Below are 18,837 nucleotides of genomic sequence, written 5' to 3'. Positions count from 1 at the left end.
TCCTGGCGGGTTATTTTATTAATTTTTCAGCTTAACTTTACATTAATCATATACAAAATAAAGGAAAACGCCAAGTAAAGCGGCGGCTTCTAAAAAAGAACCGGTGATTCCCCTGTATCTTCACGAAAAAGCGCGAATTCACTTTCATGTTAATGGAATTGGGGTAAAAGCAAACGGTTCATCCTTTTTTAAGACCCTCTGTACGTCGTCATGATTTTTGCCTGTCCTGTATATGAAAAATCGTTTTCCGTTTCTTTGTATCGTTTGACATTAATCTAAAGAAAACAAAAATTTATTTGCAAAAAAAATAATGCCGGCGTTTAGCTGGCATTATTCAGTAACTTTTTAATTTTTAAATTATATTTAGCCATTTTTACATTCAGCTAATGATTCTTGTTAATCGGTCAGTTGTCCTTGTGCAAGGATACCATTCGGTACAATCGAAGTTTTCGGCCCCTGAATATTCAGTAAGAAGCTTGGTGCAAAGGTCGAATGGTGGTCCGGATAGAACCCTCTGTTCGTCATATAGCTGGTGATAACGACATTATCACTGTTTGCCTGTGGTATCGCAAAGTGAGAGTAAGTCCAAGTAATATCGGCCGGGTCAATATTCTGGTGCAGCACAAGTCCGGTTCCATTTAACGGTTTGTACGGCCCGGTCAAAGAATTAGACCAAAATCCAAGCATATAGACGTCTTTGGTACCTATGCCGTTAATCGTCATTTTCGCTCCTCTGGAGTCGGTGAACAGATACCATTTACCTTTCAGCTTAAACACGTTGGCACGTTCAACCTCATCAGTTACCGTGTTCGATGCAATCAGCGGCGGCAGCACTTTTTTGACCGTATAGTCATTGTTCAATTCAACAATGCCTAATGAGCCGTTCGCTAAAGAAGCAAGCTGTTCCTGAGGACTTTGCAGCAGATTGGTTTTTTCGGTCTGGAAGAAGGCTTCGCTTCCGCCGTAGTATGCTTTATTGTATAAGGAGTCAACGCCCTGATAGCCATCGGCTGTTCCCGTATTGGATTCAAAAATAATGTATTTGTGGCCGTTATCTTCGATGTAGTGAGGATCTCTCAAAGTGTGATTATCCCCTGAACTGAACATACCTTCTGCCTGGAACTGCTGAATATTTTGATAGATTGATCCGTCTCCGCCGTCAAAGATTGATTTGTGATCCGTTACACCATCAATTTTGAGTGAACTTGCGCTAGGCTGTGACAAATTAATTTGTGACGTTGTTAGAACCTGGTTGCTGTCGCCTGTTCCTCCATCTTGCGGAGCTCCGGAGAAATCTGTATAAAACAAACGGACATTGCCATCGGCGGTTAAAGTGGCGGAACCCGACCATTCCTGTGTCTGATACTTCAGGTACGGATCGTTTGGTACCAGCTTATCGGCATCTGTAAACACTTTTCCGGCATTTTTCCAGCTATCGAGCGAAGTATCGCCGGCTTTTTGATAGAACAGATAGATGTGCGTATCATTTCCGTTGCTCGGGTCCCCCGCAAGAGCAAAGACGATATGGTATCCGTGATAATTGGCCACAGTGCCGTCCGCATTTTGCAGCGGCCAGCTGTCCCATACATCCAGACCCCCTGCAGCCGGTATGTTTTGAACAGAAGACGGATTAAACTTAGGAATACTGAATTGCGGGTTATTTTCCTGTGAAGGTATTTGCGACATATTATAACGAGTAATATGGGAAATCCCATATGTATTGTTATAATCCGTAGTATCTTTGGCAAATGTTTGGGTAGCACCGCCCAGTAACAATGCTGTTGTAAAAGTTGCCGCCATTGCATGTCTGACAATCTTGCTGATAGCCATTCCTATTCGCCTCTCTTTTTGAATTTACTAATTTTAGGTGAAAAGACTTGATTTATCCGCGCTGGCCATACACATCCCATAATGAAAAGGACTGCAGCTTGAATAGAATGGATCGGAAATGGAATTTCGTTTCTGATGTTTTCGTATGGGATGCACGTCATCACCTCCTTTAAGACAGCATAATTTGCAAAATTTAGAAATAATATTCTTTATTAATTGCTTTGTTTCGGGTGAAATGAGGATACATGCAACCGGTTGACATATTGGCGTAAAATATAATCACTTTTCAAATGAAAGCTGTAATATCTGCAACCGGTTGACACATACAGATTAGCATAATGTGCTCCTGTCATTTCAAAATGTATAATATATTCACAAATACAGGACTATATTCTCAATTGAACATCTTCCAAATGTCAATAAAAGAAAAAGTCAGTGGCACTGCCCGTTTTGACATAGAAAAACGGGCAGAAAGCCACTGGCCTTCCGCCCCATTCTTATATAAAAATTCATTTTTTTGTCCGTAATGGCCAAGAATAATCACGTACAGTATAGGAATAAATAGTACATCATGTTATCGATTGAGAAAATGACAAATTATGTCGAGGTAAGCAAAGAAACGTTCAATGACGCCCTATGCCAAAAAGATAGGTGCAGATTTTGTTGCTTGAGCCGGAGATCTGTAAAATACCTTCTTATTGAGCCTGGTCATTTTGTATTTGACCTATGCTTAAGCGTTGTCATCTGAATTAGTCGATGAAGACTTGGCTTCACCAAGTTTCTTATCAGAAAACATTTCAAAGTTGTGATGAATCAATTAGAAATCCAAGAAAGATACATAATAAATAGTCGATCCTTACGAATTCAAAATTTCTTGTTAAGTTGTTTCTCCCTTAATCAATTGGACGTCAAAAACACAGTTTCCCACACTGGCATTTTCAATTTTATCGATTAATGTACTGCACAACTTTTTTCCAATAAGGTCTACAGGTTGTTTTATTGTCGTCAAAATGGGATGTTTGAGCATTCGTGTAAAACTATGATAGTCATAGCCAATAATTTTTAATTGCTCCGGAATTCTTATTTTGGCTTTGGAGGCAAAAACAAAAAGCGTATAAGCGATGATATCATTACTGCAAAAAACGCCATCAAATTCGCTTAAGTGCGGTGCGATTTTGTTTTCAATGAAATTCCAATTGTCTTCAAAAGTGGATTTCACATAAGCTCCCTCAATAATCTTGTAATCTATTCCTGACTCGGTGCAAGTTGCTTGAAAGGCATCGGCTCTTCTGTTTGCCAGCAAATCATTGGTCAACGGGCCTGAGATATGAAGCAATTTTTTACAATTCCTGTCAATTAGATGCTTAGTGGCCAATACTCCTCCCTTATAATTATTACTTGAGACATAAGGAATGGAGGGGGAAATAATTCTGTCAAATGAAACAATCGGCATTTTAGTTTTCTGATACGCATCGACATCTAAGGTATGGCTGCACATGATAATCCCATCCACTCTGTGCTGTCTGAGCATATCCAGATATTTTTTTTCTTTATCTGCATCATGCAGGGAATTACAAACCAGAATTTTATAATTTCTGTCACTGGCGTATGCTTCAATCCAATTAATGATTTCTGCAAAAAAAGGATGACTGAGATCAGGAACAATGATACCGATCACGTAGGAATGTTTTTTAAATAATGCGCGGGCAATTTGATTGGGCTGATAGTCTAACTTTTTTATAGCTTGTTCCACTTTTGTTCGAGTTTCTTTGCTGATATATCCTCTATTGTTCATTGTTCTGGAAACGGTAGTCACTGAAACACCCGCTTTTTTTGCCACATCTTTAATATTTACCATGCACAGCACCCTTGAAATATAATATTTTTATTTTATAATATCTTGAATGATCGAACCAGATGCAGCGGCTCGCCACAAAAGGCTAACCGTAGTGTGGTCTTAAACCATGGCATTTGCGAGGACGGCGATGTAACTGTCATAATAAAAAACCCTTTAATATCAAGGGTTTCAACGTTTTTCTATAAATGGCCCTGGTAGGAATCGAACCTACGACGCACGGTTTAGGAAAAGGGAAACCATGCTCTGTACTATATATTTTTGTTTCTAACAATCCCTTTTAAACAGGCGTTTCATCAGATTTACTTTCTTTCAATCATCTTTATTTTTTGCGTTTTTGAATTATTTTTGCGTATGATTTGCGTATGACCCATTCTGTCCTTCCAAGTGCCAGTTACATCTTATTTAAAATTGATTTAGAGAAATTATATCATAATCATGGAAAGTCGCTTAAAACGCCTTCTGAGGGCTTACAGGACATTGCCGCTGAACGTACTTTTACACTCAGCTCTATCTTGAGTTGAGCAGTACCGCTCATTGCATCTTTTCTCTGTACCCGGGTATAATAAGAGGGAACGTAAAATAAAACCGCCAGTGCTGTAACACTGACGGAATGGCAATATCCGCGATAAGAGCGGAACAGCGCTTCACAGTCGAATAGTTTTCACCCGATCCGCTTCAGCCGGTGCAATGGCATATGAAGCGGATCATTTCTTTTTTCTGTCTGACAGCATGAGTACCAGCACACCGAAAGAAACCATCAGTGATAAGGCTTGAAATACTGTCATTGGCGCCACCCCCGTTCTATAAGGGTGTCGCTGTCCGCTCATATGCTTCATTTATTGCCTTTGTTGATTATAGCATCTGACGGCTCAGAATTGAGCCTATTAACGAACGCAATTTTGCGTTGGCTGACGTTCCCGGCAGGGTGTAAAGCAGGGCGGGGGTTCACAAGCAAGGCGGATACCCTCGTTCTGAGGGGATCAGTCCAACATTGATTTGACCTGTTCCCTTTTTTAAGGACTCGGAAATCTCGGGATAGCCACTTACTTTCCTTGCCATTGTAGGCTCTTTGCAGCTATGAACCTGAACTTTTATGAACCTCTATTCGCATCTTCAAGCTGAAGTTTTATGAAGCAGTTACGAGTTATCCATAGGCAAAGTAACTTCAGGTTCTATCTTTATATGCGTGAGATTACAGGTTTTTGTAGGTTCCCGCCTTTTTTATGGTGTCCGATATGTCCGGATAGTACCTTTCTATCGCGCGTGAGATATTAAGTTTTATTAAGTTCTTGCCTTTTTTTAGGGACTCGCATATCTCGTCAAAGTCCCTCTCTATCGCGCGTGAGAACGTAAGTTTCCGCAGGTTTTCGGCAAGCAGGCCGTACCATTTAGTACGGGGTTCCCATGATGGAGCAGCAATTCCTTATACGGAATCAAATGTCCAGTTTTGACAGGTTTTCAGCACAAAAAGCCACTTTTTCGCTCCGATTTGCTGCAATAAACGGTATAAAAACTTGATATTTACTGCGGTTTCCTTTTTTAAGGACTCCGAAATCTCCGAATTGTTCCCTGCCTGATGTCAAAATTAGTCAGCATGTGCAAATAAAATGTTAAGTTTTGTTAAGTAGCAGTCCCGCCGGCAATATGATTTATCGCATATCTACCGCCTTTTTTATAGGATCAGCCTATTCAGTTTATTGCGCAGATGTTAAGTTTTTCTAAGCTCTCCATACGCAAAAATGTAGTAATTTGTAGCGTTTTTGTGCAAAAAAAAGAAGCTGCCGATGGGGTAGCCTCTTAGCGTTCAAGGTGAATGTCTAAGTCATGCATGAGTTTTGCTGCTCTGTTGATAACTTCTTGTGCGCTCTGCTCATCGCTGCCATTCATTGCAATTAAGATAATATCCAGCAGCCCCAGCTTTACGGTTTCCCGATCCATAAAATCCAGTAATTCAGGTACTTTGTGTGTTTTACCGCCATAGGTGAAGGATTCAATGCTGCTCACTGTTTATCACTCCTCAGAATGTGATTTTGTTTATTGTTCCCTCATTGTCCCGATCAATCAAGAAATTAATAATCTCTGTCTGATGCGTGATAGCCTCATACCGGCTGACTTCATAGCAGCCCCGGTCAATGTCCCCATGCACTGCCACCTTGTCAGCCAGGTCATCCAGGCAAGCGTTAAAATCATAATCTTTGCCGTAAACTCTTTTCAGGAAACTGCGCAGCCGTCCTTCATTGATGATCTTCATTGTTCATTCCCTCCTGAGAGCGCAATTCTGCGCTTTCCTAAATGCGGATTGTATTTCCCGCCCCGTCTTCCCATCCGTCCGGCGTGTCTTTCCCATCGGCTAATTCTTTTTCAGTTTGCTTCATCGCGCGTGTATCCATCGGAAACTCTGCCAGTTCTTCATAGCATGTGTTCATTCCTTCACCGCTGATCCGGTAAACTGTAACCGTGGTGTTCGGATAATGAAGCTGCACCGACCAGTGCGCCGCATGATCTTCTACGGTGTAAATGCCGGGTTCGTCCTGATAATGTTCAATCATCCTTCATTCCTCCTCCAGATATTTTTTAATGGCTGTGTAACTGTCGTCTGCCAGTGCCGCCGCTAGGACTTTCACTGTCCGCAGATGCATAGTCAGCAGGTCGATTTCTTTCTGCTTGCCTCGATCATGGAGGCCGTCCATGTTCCGCTCTGTCTGGTTCAGGTTCGTGATGATTGCCGCTGTGATCTGCCGGTAATTCATCTCCGGTTCATCTCCTCGCGGGCTTTCCTGTTGGCTTTCATTGCCTTCAGTGCAGCCGCGCCCTTTAATGCCTGTGAAATGGCTTCACGGATTACTGCATCAAGCCCGATAAGGAAGACAGCCATAATAAGAAATGCAAGCAGAGATACCAGAAAATCTTTCAACGTTCCCGCCTCCTTCCGTCGTACCAGCCATAAACAATCATTGCCAGAATGTAAGCTGCGATTATCTGCCACATGGTCATCGCCTCCCTTGTATGCTTTACAAGCAAACTTATATATTAATAGTATGCCTTTAAGTAATATTATTCAAGCGTATGTTTGCTTTAGAAGCATATTTATTATGGTATAATTACCTAAAAGGAAGTGACACGATGAAATTTAACGTAGGAAAAAGAATAAAAGATATACGGCTAGAACATGGATTGAAGGCCGTTGATTTAGCAGATACGCTTAAGGTCAGCAAGGGCTATCTTTCAAAAGTAGAAAGCAATAAAACAGGCGTATCACTGGAAACGCTTGAAACGATTTGTGAGGCTATCGGCATTACACTTGCTCAATTCTTCCAGACCGACTTAAAGCCGGTGGATATGAGCGTGTTAGAAGCCATCAGCGGCCTGTCTGAGGAAAAGAAGAAACAGCTTGCCCTATTCATCAATGGCCTGTCAGATAAGCCATGAGCAAGCCGGCAAGCACAAAGGCAGCTAAAGTCGAGAAGGCTAGATTTCTTCATGCAGAGCAGGAATGGCGGGACTATAAGACGAATATTGAAACACTGAACAACTTGAATAATGGAACCGTTGAAATGACAGACCTATTTCCAAATAGCACCTTTTCAGCCGCCGGAAAAAGGCTTGAGTATATGGAAAAGGTGCTGAATGCCATAGAAAGAGTGTACGATGAAAGCCCTGCTGAACTGAAAGAGTTTGCCCGCCTTCTGTATTGGAATGACAATCCGCTTAAATGGTATGAAGTCGCGGCGCAGATGGGCATAAACAGATATAAAGCGCTGCAATGGAGAAAGGCAATCATTTTAAAAACTCAGCATGAGTTAGGATGGAGATAAGATCAAAAAGATTTGCCGGTAGGAAATGTCTCTATCGGCAGTCTTTTTATTTTGGGCTGCAACCCTTGCAACGTTCTATGAAAAAGGTTGCAGCGTTTGTAGTACTTTTTTCGGAGTACAACATTCGAGTACTGCAATTAAAATGTGCAGCAACGCTCCGAATAAATAACCGGAAATGCCCTACTGTCAGGGGCTTGCAAGGCTTTGCTGTACCATTTTCCCGCATTTGTTTGTTTTGGAAATGCAACGTTTTGTGTGCGGCTGTTCCGTTCTGTAAAATTGAATAACGTTCCGAAAACCTTAGCATTTCTTAGCATGGGTTGCAAAAACATCTAAGGATTTCTAAGGCTACAACCTTACGTTTTCTTACGGTCTGCCTTCATTTTACCGGCCGGAGATAACGTGGCCACGGTTTGCGTACTCGTGCCGTCGCCCCCGTCTCGCTGTCCTGAATGAACTGTTTTCCCGCCGCGTCTGTGTGCATTTCATAGGTTTTGATGCCGAACTTCTCAGCAAAGGCTTCACCCAGTGATTGCCCGGTTTCTGCCCTCATGAGGTCACTCAGGGCGGCCATACAGCGTACGTTGAACATGGTTATATCATTGTTCCAGTATTCCCATAGGAAGCTGTCTATGCCCTCTCCGATAGGCTTATCCTGATCCAGCTTATCAATGTATTCCCGCGCGGTGAAATAGTCTTTCATCTCGTACCTTGCCCCGTCGTATTGTTTCTTGAGTGGGAACAGGTTCATAAACTCTGCCGGTGTAAGCATGGCCATGTTCTGCTTCACCATTTCCACAGTGTCGAAGTCATCCCGTGATTCCTCCGGCGTGAAGACTTTCCGTTCTGGCCGGCTGTTAATGAATTTCACAAACAGGAGTATCATTTTCTTCACGGTTTCCATGCTCTGAGCGTCCCGCCGGTCAATGTCCACCTGGTTAATGGCGGGTTGTAATCGAATCAGTGCCCTGATATAGCATTCTGTCATTGTTAGTGATCCCATGTTTACCCTTCTTTCAGTGCGTCCCGCACATAATAATATAAGTGGTAGTAGATAAAGTTTCCGGCCATTTCTTTCTTGATGAACGCCGTTGTAAAGCCATATCTAGCTTCAAAGGTCTTTAGCGATCCTAACAATGACAGCGGCTTATACTGGCTGCGGTATCGGTGCATGATAATATTTTCGTATCCGTCCGCATCTTCAACCATCAAGACAAAACGGCTGTTTCTGGCCCGGTAGAATTCATTTTCAAACCGGTTACGATCTTTGATACTGCCCGCCAGTTCATCCACGCTGTTCTTCCGTTCAATGGCTATGTCAAAGTGCATCGGCCTTGCTATGCCCATGTCAGGCGCGGCGGGAAGCAGGGCGCTGTAATCCCCATGATCCAGTTTCTTAACTTTGTAAGGCACGCCTTTCTTGCTCAGGTAAGCGGTGATGTGTTCGTTCTGCTGCTCCCGCGTGTCTACGATAATAACCAGTGAATTCAGCAGCTTCTTCACTTCTGCATCTGTGAACTGATAGAGCGGCGCAATCATTGCTGTTCTCCCCATTTGTAGGTGGAAACAGTTTTGATAACTCCCGCATGTCCGCCCTGTGTCTTAACTGTTATTTCTCCGAAGTCCGGAACGTCATAACATTGGGCATCCCCGTCAGAAATAATAATGACCTTTACCCCGTCCGAAGTAATCGGTGCTGTAACCTGTTTCCGTTCATAGTCAATGTGCATTTTCTCTTCCATTCCGTTTCTCCTCCTCAGATGGATACAAGATATAGTAATCTGCCATTGTAGAATTCCTTAGTAATGTGAAGGCCATAGATTACTGCGTAAAATGTTTATTATACGTAGTAATGTCATAAATGCCCTTGCGTTGCGGGTTCCAGCACTTGCAATTTATGCCGGTTGATAAGTTTGTGAAATAGCTGTACTAATCCGCTGTTTTTTGCCTGCTTTTTGCCCTTGATTGATACAGTTTGCTTTGATCTGTAATAGCCTGTTATAGTCCGTCTACTTTCTTTTACGTTGCCTGAACCGGTCTATATATTGTAGGTACCCTTTGGCTTTCATCAGAACATAGTCCAGCGTTTCCCCAGTGGCAATAGTCTTTGAATAGGCATTTACTGGGCGGCCTGTGATATACGTTGACCTGTACGCCGTCCATACACCGTTTATCTGCTCAATGAATATGTCCGCGCGGCGGGATACTGACAGGGTGTAGAGTTCGCCAGGCACACCGACCATGAAGCCCGCTGCCCGTGCTTTGCTGTCACGTGACAGGTATTCAATGATTGATTGCTTGTTTGCCTTTAGAGACTCCATCAACCGTGACGGTATTTGTTTACTGCCCTTTAAATATCCATTTTCAACGGATAAGGCACAGCCTTCTTTCTCTGCGGAACGGATGATTTCATCAGCATTCATATTTTCCATGCCCCGTTTTGCTGCTTTTTGTTAATATCAGAAAAAGCACCGGAATTATCGTAACTTGCGTAACCATCGTCACCTTTGCCGGTCTTATAGGCTTTTTGGGGTGACGATAATTTTTTATTATCGTAACCGGTGACGATCTTTGCGTAACCCTTTGAATTATCGTAACCATTATCGTAACCCTGAAAATGCCTTTGTACCGGGGCTTGCGAGGCTTTCGGTGACGATGGTGACGATGGTGACGATTTTTGCGGTACCTTGTCTAATTTCAAAGTCCTTCTCTTTCTGTTCTCGTATTCCGTATAACGTATTCTCTTGTTTCTCAGATATGGATTGATACGGCGCAGCCACTTCCTCACGTTCTTGCTCGACGGAAACGCCGTCTTACTTTTTACTGTCTGTTCGTCAACATAAGCCCCATTCTTCAGCTTTTCTATTAGCTTTGTTGCATTCCCGACAAACTCGTTGTTTTCTTCCATAAACTGAATGATTGCATCGGCAAACGGATTGGCTTCTATTCCCTGTTCAATGGCTTCTTGATTGTTTGCCATATATGATCTCATGAACTCGCCTTTTTCCCACCCTAAGGCTTTCTCTGCGGCTGTTGCCCATTGTGCAAAGTCTGCCATTCTTGGCTTCTCACTGAGTTTTGTTTTCGGAAGTGCTTTTATGGCTCCGCTGATTGCATCAAACACAGCGCCTAAAACTTTAGGCTTAACTTTTTCAAACTCTTTCCAGAACTCACGCTCATATTGTCTTTTCTTGTTATCAATGGGCGGGAGATAGACTATGATTGACCGATCCAGTAAGTCGTTTCTTTGCGCTATATCGTCTATCCCATTAAGGATAATTGGCTGCATTGCACTGAAAGTAAATTCTTCATCGTTCGTGTACAGGGTTTTAGTTGCAAAGCTGCTGCCGGTAGAGATACGGCAGAGAATGTCACTAATCGCATTAGATATACCGCTTAGATTATCAAACGGAAGAACCCATGAGTTTTTAGCGGCAATGAACATGTCTTTTTCATTCTTAGGGAGTGATCGTTTTAGTTGCGTGTCCGGGTCAATGAGTTCTTTCAATGCCCGCGTTACTGTACTTTTAGCGCTGCCTTGTTCGCCTTGAATTGTGAGTATCGGGTAAGGATAGCCGGGTCTTAAAGAGGCAATCATCCAGGCAACAATCATCTTCCATTCATGCTCTGAACGATGGTTGATAAATGGTTTAAGTATATCTATGCTCCCGCCTTTTTCAGGCATCGGCATAGGCTGCTCAATATTTGACCGGATAAAGTAAACCGGGGGAAGGTCTGTTATTTCCCATCCGTCACTATTGATCTTGACGGCTTGCCATTTATCGTTGCAAAGGTCAATGAAAATTTCTCCATCCTTTTCTGCAATACGTTTATAAACCTTTTTAACAGGCTTAACTTCTCCCTCGTCATCAAATTGTGCCATTGCTTCGATTGTTCCTATTGCATCTTCATAACCCTGCTTACTTACGGCTGTATGATAAACGTTTAAATATTTTCCCTTTAGCCATCTGCTGAACCCAGTACTGCGAATGGGCCAAGTCTCAACATGCCCGCCGGTTTTGAATCTTCCGTATGCATTATCATCTTCAGTATGGAAAAGTTCGACCTGTGAAGTTAATTTAACTATCTTGGTTGACTGTGATTCTTTTTTTGCTTCTTCCTCACTGTTCCCTTGCTGTTCTTTCTGCTTTTTTGTTTCAACTGCCTGCCGTTGGGGACTCGTAGCCGGTTCTATTGGCTCTGCTTCCCGGTGCTGTTCAGGCGGGATATTGTTCATCATACTGTCAATATTGGGGTCAGCCTTCCCCTTCATTCCCTTGTGAACTGCCTGCTTCAGTTCATCACTGAGCGGAACTTGCTTGAATTGATGATTCCCGCCTCTGGTGATAGAATCAGGGTAGTTATTAAGCGAACGTAAGTATTTTCTCTTTACTTTCTGACTTAAATTACCCAACTTGTTTCACCTCTTTCGTGATCTGCCCTGCTGCCCTCAGTGCGGATCTTTTTTCTTGTTCATTTTCCGCTGCCTCGAGATTAAACCCGGCTATTTGAAGCCTGTCATAGAATCTGCTGTAAGTTCCGGTTACTTCATCCGCCATTGCATCACTTCCCCAGTCAATCGGTTTGTACTGCTTTCTGAATACGTCCATGAATGAAAAGTCCAGTTCATCTTTCAGCTTCTGAATAGCCTTCAATGCTTCTCGGCAGTCTGCATCAATCGCTGCCCGCCTCTGGGCTTCCTCAATGGCAATCTTTGAATCTTTCCCAGTGTTTATGCCTAAGTCTGTTAATAGCCTGTGTATGGCTTCCTGCCGGCTTATTCCCTCAGCCATCTGAACAACATCTATCTGATCGTTCGGGTGACTGTTCGCTATGCATCCACCCTTCCAGCATCGGCACTTGTTACTGTCGAGATAAACCGTCATTGAAGGACTATTATCTTGGTGAAATGGACAGCGGATCTGCATTTTGTTCCGGTACTGCCGGCCGTTTATCTTTGCCCCGGCATATCTTTCCAGTGCCTCAGTAATCGTTATGCTGCTGTGTATCGCCTGAATAGGCGTTACTGCCTGTTCTACTCGCTCTGCTTCTCCCATGCGGCATCAGCCTTGTTCATGCAGCCATTTTTCAATGTCCGCACGATTGAACCGATAATAGCGGCGGCCGATCTTCTTATATGGAATCTCTCCGCGCCGGCATAGGTCATAAATGAAGTCCCGCCGGAAGCCTAGTAATTCCCCTACTTCATCTGCCGTTAGGACAGTACGGTTAATGTCTGTCATTCTGCATCCTCTCCGTATTCTCTTTTTGCCTTCTTGATCGCAGACAGAACCAGTTCCCGCTTTTCTCCCTTCAAAGGCTTGCGAAGCCATATAGACAGGGTGTATTGTGATTTGCCCATAGCATCAGCAACCTGCCAGTGTGTCACAGCCGCCCGCTCTATTGCTTCCCGTATGTCTTTGTTTGCTTGCTGTTTCAATTTCCATTACCTCCTAACGCATGAATTTACGATATTAAGTTGTCATCCGTGTAGTTGTTGATGTATCATCATTGATAGAATACAATACAGCTAAAATGTTTTCAACTCGAGAAATAATGAAATTCTCGCGTTATTATGTGTTCGATAAATGATAAATAAACTTTTATGACTGACGAAATTGGTTTTTTAACTGCTTTTTTCCCCTTATTCACCCATTTTTTAATGAAATGAGGCAAAAAACTACATGGCAAAAAAAATCAAAAATTTCTTTGATGGAATGAAATTCACTGGTAAAGTACATGTTTTCAATCAATATCAGTTCTATGATGATGAATCATTTATTGATGATGAAGTAAGCGAAAAAGAAACTGCCTATGTAAAGGAAAAAATCATTACTTATCTCCAGAAAGAGAGCGAAAAATATATATCTCAGATTGACAGCGGGTTCATTTCTAAAAGGGGAAATATATACAGCCGTTCTTACAGCATTGAAAAGGATGGTTCATCGCTTTACACAGAACTAGCAAAGCCAATAGATAATAAAAAACAGCTTATTAATTTTGTGAGAGTATGGGGAATTCCTTCAGGATTGATTGCCCCTACTTGGGAAGAAAATGGCAAGAAACATGCACTTTACATGCCGTATCTTGCTCCATCAGACGATCTTTGTATCTGGTGTAGTGACTATAATTCTTTGCTTAATAAATTGAATGAATATAGACAGGCGTTTCAGGTACTAGAACATATTGTTACTGGCAATTATGGGTTTTTGAATCATCGCTTTGGTCACTTTAAAAATGGAAAAATATATCCAGTGAAACTCAGTGAAGCAAAAATAATGCTTGCCGACAGGCTGAAAATACACATGAATTTATCCTATACATTAGAAGTTGACAAAGAGGGCAATTTCACTCCGAAAGCTACATTCACCAATTTATTTGATATTGCTTATTTACAGATGATTAGAGCATTAGCAGGACATGCTGAGTTCCAGCGCTGTAAATACTGTGGCCATATTTTTGAAGTGACCTACAAAGGAATGAAGTTTTGCCCCCCTCTGCCCTTTCATAGTCGATCTAGCTGTGAAATGGCTTATACAAATCGCATGAAGAAGGCTTTGAAACTTCGTAATGAGGGTAGAACCTTAGAAGAGATAGACAAACAAGTTGATTTGCCGATAGAGGAAATAAAAGCCTATATCCAGCGGCGGGAAGCAGGCAAACCATGAAATGTGCAGCCCGTGAAATTGGCAAAAGTAAGTATGAACTGACCGTCTCACTTGGGAATGACGGTGCCGGTCATTATCCGCGCAAGTATAAAGTGGTGTCAGGCATAAAAAATAAAGGCCAGCTTGAGGAAGCAAAGGCCAGTTTCATCTATGAGGTAACAAATGGCCTGATCGACGACCGGGAAAAGATGCTTTTTTCTGATCTCGTGCGTGACTGGTGGAAAAAACATGCTTCCCATCTGTCCCCGCGCACACAGGAAGGCTACGACTCAAACCTGAGGCTTCGCGTGCTTCCTGCCTTTGGACAACTCAGAATCGGCAAGATTAAAAAGTACCACATCATGGATTTCTTCGACAAGCTGCAGCAGCCGAATTGTGAATTCAACAGCATACTGCCTAAGCCCGAATTCGTTCATCAGTCAGGCAGCTACTTCACATCGGCAAGTGATTTTGTGATAAAGGCGCAAAAATATAATCTATCCGTCAAAACCATGGACAACCATAAAATATTGCTGAACAGCATTTTCTCTTATGCCGTTGAACGGGAATACATCAGGGAAAGCCCCATGAAGGGCGTGAAAACGCCTCTGGCCGTCCGCAAGCGTCCCGCCATCTATGATAAGAATGATCTGTCTAAGCTGTTCTCTGCGCTTGATAGTGAGCCTTTAAGGTGGCAAACGCTGGTTCTGTTTGCCCTTGCTACCGGCGCGCGTGAAGGCGAGATAGCCGGCCTTGAATGGCAGCATATTAACTTACAGGCGGGAACAGTACTGATCGAACAGGCGGCCGTCCGGATCGTCGGCAAAGGCATTGCTATCAAGTCTACAAAGTCAGGCCATGAGCGCCTGGTAAACCTTCCCGCCTTTGTGATGGATTGTCTGAACAAGTTCAAGGATGAACGCGATCAGGAAAAAGATGATTCAGGGGAAACATGGGTTCATGAATGGAATGGAAAGCCCTGTGATTTTGTTTTCTCCCCAGAAAACGGGTTCGGTAAGCCTATGCGGCCTGAAAGCATTAGTCAGTGGTGGCGGCGGTTCCTCAGCAGAAAAGGTTTGAAGCATATCAAGTTTCATGCGCTCAGGCATACATCCGTTTCTTTGCTGATTGATGAGAAGGTGCCGATGAAAGACATCAGCGAACGGGCGGGACACAGTTCCGGTATCGGCATTACAATGGACACATACGGGCATCTTCTTGAGGACTCAGACAAGCGGGCCGCGCAGTCGCTTGATGAAGCAATCAAACAGATTCAGAAAATGAACTGATTAATGCCTGCCGTTGGACAATGGCAAGGCCTTTTTTATTGCCTCAATTTTGCTTAAAATGGCCTGATCCGTTTCATTTTTGCGTACGATTTGCGTATAAACTGCTGTATCAGTGAAAAATAGCTAATCTGTACCACCTGTTATATACAACAAAAACCCTTGATATACAAGAGTTCCAGTGCTTTTATATGTATGGCCCTGGGGAGAGTCGAACTCCCGACGCACGGTTTAGGAAACCGACGCTCTATCCACTGAGCTACAGAGCCATATTGGCAGCGTCGTTTTAAGCGACATTTATTATTATACAAAAAAAGCGCAGTTTTGAACAGGGGGACTTCCCGTACGAAGAGATGTTTCTTCAAGCCGTCCGGCGATAAAGCACAAATAAAAGCAGCCCTTTATTTAGAGAGGACTGCTTTCGCATCATCGGCTATGGTTATCGATCACAGTTTCGTAACGTTTGCTGCCTGAGGTCCGCGGTTGCCTTCAACAATTTCAAAGCTTACTTCCTGACCTTCTTCAAGCGTTTTGAAACCGTCGCCTTCGATTGCAGAATAGTGTACGAATACATCATTTCCGCCTTCAACTTCAATGAAACCGTAACCTTTTTCTGCATTAAACCATTTTACTTTACCGTTTTGCATGCTTTATTGCCTCCCTAAAACTTTGCGCTGCCCGCGCGTGAAATAAAACCACTCACCATTTAACAGTGAATCAGGATATAAAAAACGGACCCTTCCAGAAGTAAAAACTACTACACTTCAGGGAAGGGTCTTCATTCTTACATCCAGATCATATATTAAGTAGTAAAATGGTTTACTTTAATTTAGCACAACTCCAGTCCGGTGTCAAATAAATCCGTTTTTTTTGTAACCGGATACTTGCCCGATATATCAACATTTTATGTTGACACCTTGTCCACGATCATCATGCCGTTTCCAGTCTTCCCGCTTCCCGGATTTTTATTCAATCCGCTTTGTTAAATCACTCTGTTGATTTTTGGATCATGAACGCACGCTCATTCAATTAAATTTGGATAAGTTGGTTCCTGCGTTGTTCGCTTTTCAAACGTGCGGGATCATGATAAACTATAGAGAACGTATGTGTGTTTTCCGAAGCCGTTTGAGTGAAATAAAACGGCTATTTTTATTTTAGAAAGGCGAATCTGTTATGAATCAAAGTCAGTTACCGTCGAAGTGTCTCATTTCAGTCGCGGGGATGGTCGGCATCGGCAAAACGACTTTTGCAAAAGCTCTGGCCAAGCCTCTGCACTATCGCACATCCCTCGAAAAAGTTGATGGAAATCCATATCTCGATGCGTTCTACAAAGACTTTGAGCGCTGGGTTTTCCATCTTCAGATTTATTTTCTGGGCGAACGTTTCAAAGAGACCAAGCGCATTGACGCCTGTCCGGGGGGCTTTGTCCAGGACCGTTCGATTTATGAAGATACGGGTATCTTCGCAAGAATGCATTATGAAAAGGGGACGATGTCTGAAGCGGATTACCGCACCTACACGTCGCTGTTCGATGCCATGGTGATGACCCCTTATTTTCACCATCCCAACCTCCTGATTTACCTGCACGGATCGCTTGATGCGACAATAAAACGTATCCAACGCCGCGGACGGGGGCTGGAAAAGGAAACACCGATCAGCTACTGGCGGGAGATGTTTGACCGTTATGAACAGTGGATTGCCCGTTTTGATACATGCCCGGTGTTGAAAATTGATATTGATGACTATGACCTTTTGCGCCACCCCGGTTCGCTGGATTCCATACTTCCGCTGATCGAAGAAAAACTGGTCAGCGGGGCGGGAAGGAAACGGTAAAGATCCCGAAAGCAGGAAAAGCCGCGTGAGCAGATCACCTCTGTCTACACGCGGCTTTTTCGTTTATTCCTTTTCATTTTCTTTATCTTTTTCTTTCGGGTCAGAGCCCTGCTTTTCTTTTTCAGGTTTCCCCGTGTTTATTGTAATACCCAGGTCTTCGATCATTCTCGTCAGCCTTGCTTCATTATCCACTCTCTGGTGAAAAGGCATGTCTTTTTCCGCCTCCCCGGATTACTGATAACAAATTTTGGGTCTTCGTCTTCAGGCATTTGCCGGTGTGATTTTTTCGAGATTCTTCATGTACGGGCGAAGCGCCTCAGGAATGAGAACACTGCCGTCCTCCTGCTGGTAATTTTCCAGAATTGCGGCGACTGTACGCCCGACCGCGAGGCCCGATCCGTTCAATGTGTGGACATATTCAGGCTTCGCTTTCGGTCCGCGCCTGAACCGGATATTGGCTCTTCTCGCCTGAAAGTCCTCAAAGTTGCTGCACGATGAAATTTCGCGATACGTGTCCTGACTTGGAATCCAAACTTCAAGATCGTATTTTTTTGCCGCGGTGAATCCCAGATCCCCTGTGCAAATGGCGACCACCCTATACGGCAGATGTAGCAGCCTCAGCACTTCTTCCGCATGTCCGGTCAGCTTTTCAAGTTCATTGTATGAATCTTCCGGCCTGACAAAACGAACCAGCTCGACCTTGTTGAACTGATGCTGGCGGATGATCCCTCGTGTATCGCGCCCCGCAGAACCCGCCTCCGAACGGAAACAGGCGCTGTAAGCCGCATAGGCAATCGGCAGATCGTCATCGTTTAAAATCTCGTCACGATAATAGTTCGTCACCGGCACTTCCGCTGTAGGGATCAGAAAATAATCCCTATCATCGGCAATTTTAAAAGCGTCTTCTTCAAATTTCGGCAGCTGCCCGGTGCCGGTCATGCTGTCACGGTTGACCATGTACGGCGGCATCATTTCCGTATAGCCGTGCTTTTCTGCGTGAAGGTCCAGCATAAAGCTGATCAGCGCGCGCTCCAGACGTACCCCCGGTCCTTTATAAAAAACAAACCGGCTGCCGGTCACTTTTGCCGCGCGTTCAAAATCGAGGATGCCTAGGCCGGTTGCGATGTCCCAGTGCGGCTTCGGTTCAAATGAGAATTTTTTAGGATCACCCCAGAAGCGGATCGGTTTGTTATCGTCCTCGCTGTCGCCGACCGGCACACTTTCATGAGGAATGTTCGGTATCGAAAGCATCACCTCACGCAGTTCGTCCTCAATTTTATGCAGCTCACCGTCCAGCGTCTTGATTTGGGCACTGACCTCGCGCATGGCTTCAATCAGATCCCGGGCATCTTCTTTCGCCCGTTTCCTCGCCGCCACATTAGCCGATACCTCATTGCGTTTGGCCTTCAGCGCTTCAGCCTGATTGATCAGCGTCCGTCGTTTCTCATCCAGTGCCGGAAATTTCTTGAAATCGCTGAGGTCTTCACCTCTTTTATTCAGTTTCCCCTCAATTTCATCATAATGTTCCCTCAATATTTTCATGTCTAACATCGTCACTTCGCCTCCTA

24 protein-coding genes and 1 tRNA gene are annotated in these 18,837 nt (G+C 43.7%); 5 read left to right on the top strand and 20 right to left on the bottom strand.

The annotated features are described in order from the left end of the window. Nucleotides 1-396: 396 nt before the first annotated feature. The 8 genes from sacB to IEX81_RS11410 all read right to left on the bottom strand — a co-directional run bounded on the left by sacB (nucleotide 397) and on the right by IEX81_RS11410 (nucleotide 6,602). On the bottom strand, nucleotides 397-1,830 hold the full coding sequence (gene sacB, locus IEX81_RS11440) for a levansucrase (protein WP_188803423.1): 1,434 nt from the start codon (nucleotides 1,828-1,830) through the stop codon (nucleotides 397-399). Between the two features lie 877 nt (nucleotides 1,831-2,707). Next, nucleotides 2,708-3,688, bottom strand: a complete 981-nt coding sequence (locus IEX81_RS11435) for a LacI family DNA-binding transcriptional regulator (RefSeq protein WP_188803421.1) — start codon at nucleotides 3,686-3,688, stop codon at nucleotides 2,708-2,710. A gap of 704 nt (nucleotides 3,689-4,392) precedes the next feature. After that, nucleotides 4,393-4,473 (bottom strand): putative holin-like toxin, encoded by an 81-nt coding sequence (locus IEX81_RS16870; protein WP_373292373.1) that lies wholly within the window; start codon nucleotides 4,471-4,473, stop codon nucleotides 4,393-4,395. Nucleotides 4,474-5,485: 1,012 nt separating this feature from the next. Then, complete coding sequence (locus IEX81_RS11430; protein ID WP_188803419.1) at nucleotides 5,486-5,692, bottom strand: hypothetical protein; 207 nt, start codon at nucleotides 5,690-5,692, stop codon at nucleotides 5,486-5,488. Nucleotides 5,693-5,705: 13 nt separating this feature from the next. Then, nucleotides 5,706-5,939, bottom strand: coding sequence for a hypothetical protein (locus IEX81_RS11425; protein WP_188803417.1), 234 nt, complete (start codon nucleotides 5,937-5,939; stop codon nucleotides 5,706-5,708). Between the two features lie 37 nt (nucleotides 5,940-5,976). Beyond that, complete coding sequence (locus tag IEX81_RS11420) at nucleotides 5,977-6,237, bottom strand: hypothetical protein (protein WP_188803415.1); 261 nt, start codon at nucleotides 6,235-6,237, stop codon at nucleotides 5,977-5,979. 3 nt (nucleotides 6,238-6,240) lie between these two features. Next, nucleotides 6,241-6,438, bottom strand: coding sequence for a hypothetical protein (locus tag IEX81_RS11415; RefSeq protein WP_188803413.1), 198 nt, complete (start codon nucleotides 6,436-6,438; stop codon nucleotides 6,241-6,243). Beyond that, complete coding sequence (locus IEX81_RS11410) at nucleotides 6,435-6,602, bottom strand: hypothetical protein (RefSeq protein WP_188803411.1); 168 nt, start codon at nucleotides 6,600-6,602, stop codon at nucleotides 6,435-6,437. The genes IEX81_RS11415 and IEX81_RS11410 overlap by 4 nt, the downstream gene beginning before the upstream one ends. A 209-nt stretch (nucleotides 6,603-6,811) precedes the next feature. Between IEX81_RS11410 and IEX81_RS11405 the strand changes: the two genes are divergently transcribed. Together IEX81_RS11405 and IEX81_RS11400 are read left to right on the top strand one after the other, a co-directional pair. After that, a complete protein-coding gene (locus tag IEX81_RS11405) occupies nucleotides 6,812-7,117 on the top strand; it encodes a helix-turn-helix domain-containing protein (RefSeq protein ID WP_188803409.1) in 306 nt (101 codons plus the stop codon). Beyond that, the gene (locus IEX81_RS11400) at nucleotides 7,114-7,503 is read left to right on the top strand and encodes a hypothetical protein (protein WP_188803407.1); all 390 of its coding nucleotides are present in this window, start codon (nucleotides 7,114-7,116) and stop codon (nucleotides 7,501-7,503) included. The genes IEX81_RS11405 and IEX81_RS11400 overlap by 4 nt, the downstream gene beginning before the upstream one ends. Before the next feature lie 379 nt (nucleotides 7,504-7,882). Here IEX81_RS11400 and IEX81_RS11395 read toward each other — a convergent pair whose 3' ends face one another. The 8 genes from IEX81_RS11395 to IEX81_RS11360 form a co-directional block, all read right to left on the bottom strand. Next, complete coding sequence (locus IEX81_RS11395) at nucleotides 7,883-8,506, bottom strand: hypothetical protein (RefSeq protein ID WP_188803405.1); 624 nt, start codon at nucleotides 8,504-8,506, stop codon at nucleotides 7,883-7,885. A gap of 2 nt (nucleotides 8,507-8,508) precedes the next feature. Beyond that, entirely contained in the window at nucleotides 8,509-9,042 is a 534-nt protein-coding gene (locus IEX81_RS11390) for an ERCC4 domain-containing protein (RefSeq protein ID WP_188803403.1), read from the bottom strand. Further along, nucleotides 9,039-9,245: an XtrA/YqaO family protein gene (locus tag IEX81_RS11385; protein ID WP_188803401.1), complete on the bottom strand. Its 207-nt coding sequence runs from the start codon at nucleotides 9,243-9,245 to the stop codon at nucleotides 9,039-9,041. Before IEX81_RS11385 ends, IEX81_RS11390 begins: the two co-directional genes overlap by 4 nt. Nucleotides 9,246-9,512: 267 nt before the next feature. Next, nucleotides 9,513-9,926 carry a hypothetical protein gene (locus tag IEX81_RS11380; RefSeq protein ID WP_188803399.1) on the bottom strand — a complete coding sequence of 138 codons (414 nt, stop codon included), beginning with the start codon at nucleotides 9,924-9,926 and terminating at the stop codon, nucleotides 9,513-9,515. Continuing rightward, nucleotides 9,923-11,917 carry an AICE element replication initiation protein gene (locus IEX81_RS11375; protein WP_188803397.1) on the bottom strand — a complete coding sequence of 665 codons (1,995 nt, stop codon included), beginning with the start codon at nucleotides 11,915-11,917 and terminating at the stop codon, nucleotides 9,923-9,925. The genes IEX81_RS11380 and IEX81_RS11375 overlap by 4 nt, the downstream gene beginning before the upstream one ends. Beyond that, nucleotides 11,910-12,560 carry a CHC2 zinc finger domain-containing protein gene (locus IEX81_RS11370; RefSeq protein ID WP_188803395.1) on the bottom strand — a complete coding sequence of 217 codons (651 nt, stop codon included), beginning with the start codon at nucleotides 12,558-12,560 and terminating at the stop codon, nucleotides 11,910-11,912. The genes IEX81_RS11375 and IEX81_RS11370 overlap by 8 nt, the downstream gene beginning before the upstream one ends. 6 nt (nucleotides 12,561-12,566) lie before the next feature. Continuing rightward, on the bottom strand, nucleotides 12,567-12,746 hold the full coding sequence (locus tag IEX81_RS11365; RefSeq protein WP_188803393.1) for a helix-turn-helix transcriptional regulator: 180 nt from the start codon (nucleotides 12,744-12,746) through the stop codon (nucleotides 12,567-12,569). Then, a complete protein-coding gene (locus IEX81_RS11360; RefSeq protein WP_188803390.1) occupies nucleotides 12,743-12,943 on the bottom strand; it encodes a hypothetical protein in 201 nt (66 codons plus the stop codon). The genes IEX81_RS11365 and IEX81_RS11360 overlap by 4 nt, the downstream gene beginning before the upstream one ends. A gap of 244 nt (nucleotides 12,944-13,187) precedes the next feature. Here IEX81_RS11360 and IEX81_RS11355 point away from each other — a divergent pair, with 244 nt between their 5' ends. Together IEX81_RS11355 and IEX81_RS11350 are read left to right on the top strand one after the other, a co-directional pair. Continuing rightward, nucleotides 13,188-14,171 carry a hypothetical protein gene (locus IEX81_RS11355; protein WP_188803388.1) on the top strand — a complete coding sequence of 328 codons (984 nt, stop codon included), beginning with the start codon at nucleotides 13,188-13,190 and terminating at the stop codon, nucleotides 14,169-14,171. Continuing rightward, a complete protein-coding gene (locus IEX81_RS11350; protein ID WP_188803386.1) occupies nucleotides 14,168-15,439 on the top strand; it encodes a tyrosine-type recombinase/integrase in 1,272 nt (423 codons plus the stop codon). Before IEX81_RS11355 ends, IEX81_RS11350 begins: the two co-directional genes overlap by 4 nt. 193 nt (nucleotides 15,440-15,632) lie before the next feature. Here IEX81_RS11350 and IEX81_RS11345 read toward each other — a convergent pair. Both IEX81_RS11345 and cspD read right to left on the bottom strand, forming a co-directional pair. After that, nucleotides 15,633-15,705: transfer RNA gene (locus IEX81_RS11345), tRNA-Arg, on the bottom strand. Between the two features lie 177 nt (nucleotides 15,706-15,882). Next, complete coding sequence (gene cspD, locus IEX81_RS11340; protein WP_188803384.1) at nucleotides 15,883-16,083, bottom strand: cold-shock protein CspD; 201 nt, start codon at nucleotides 16,081-16,083, stop codon at nucleotides 15,883-15,885. 526 nt (nucleotides 16,084-16,609) lie between these two features. Here cspD and IEX81_RS11335 point away from each other — a divergent pair. Continuing rightward, complete coding sequence (locus IEX81_RS11335) at nucleotides 16,610-17,269, top strand: deoxynucleoside kinase (RefSeq protein WP_188803382.1); 660 nt, start codon at nucleotides 16,610-16,612, stop codon at nucleotides 17,267-17,269. Nucleotides 17,270-17,332: 63 nt separating this feature from the next. Here IEX81_RS11335 and IEX81_RS11330 read toward each other — a convergent pair whose 3' ends face one another. Beyond that, the gene (locus tag IEX81_RS11330; protein WP_188803380.1) at nucleotides 17,333-17,479 is read right to left on the bottom strand and encodes a hypothetical protein; all 147 of its coding nucleotides are present in this window, start codon (nucleotides 17,477-17,479) and stop codon (nucleotides 17,333-17,335) included. 51 nt (nucleotides 17,480-17,530) lie between these two features. After that, nucleotides 17,531-18,820: a serine--tRNA ligase gene (gene serS, locus IEX81_RS11325; RefSeq protein WP_188803378.1), complete on the bottom strand. Its 1,290-nt coding sequence runs from the start codon at nucleotides 18,818-18,820 to the stop codon at nucleotides 17,531-17,533. Nucleotides 18,821-18,837 lie beyond the last annotated feature (17 nt).

It is taken from the genome of Sporolactobacillus putidus, assembly GCF_014647035.1.
Lineage (GTDB): Bacteria > Bacillota > Bacilli > Bacillales > Sporolactobacillaceae > Sporolactobacillus > Sporolactobacillus putidus.
Note: the sequence above shows the minus strand (reverse complement) of the source record. Positions and strands in the feature narration are given on the sequence as shown.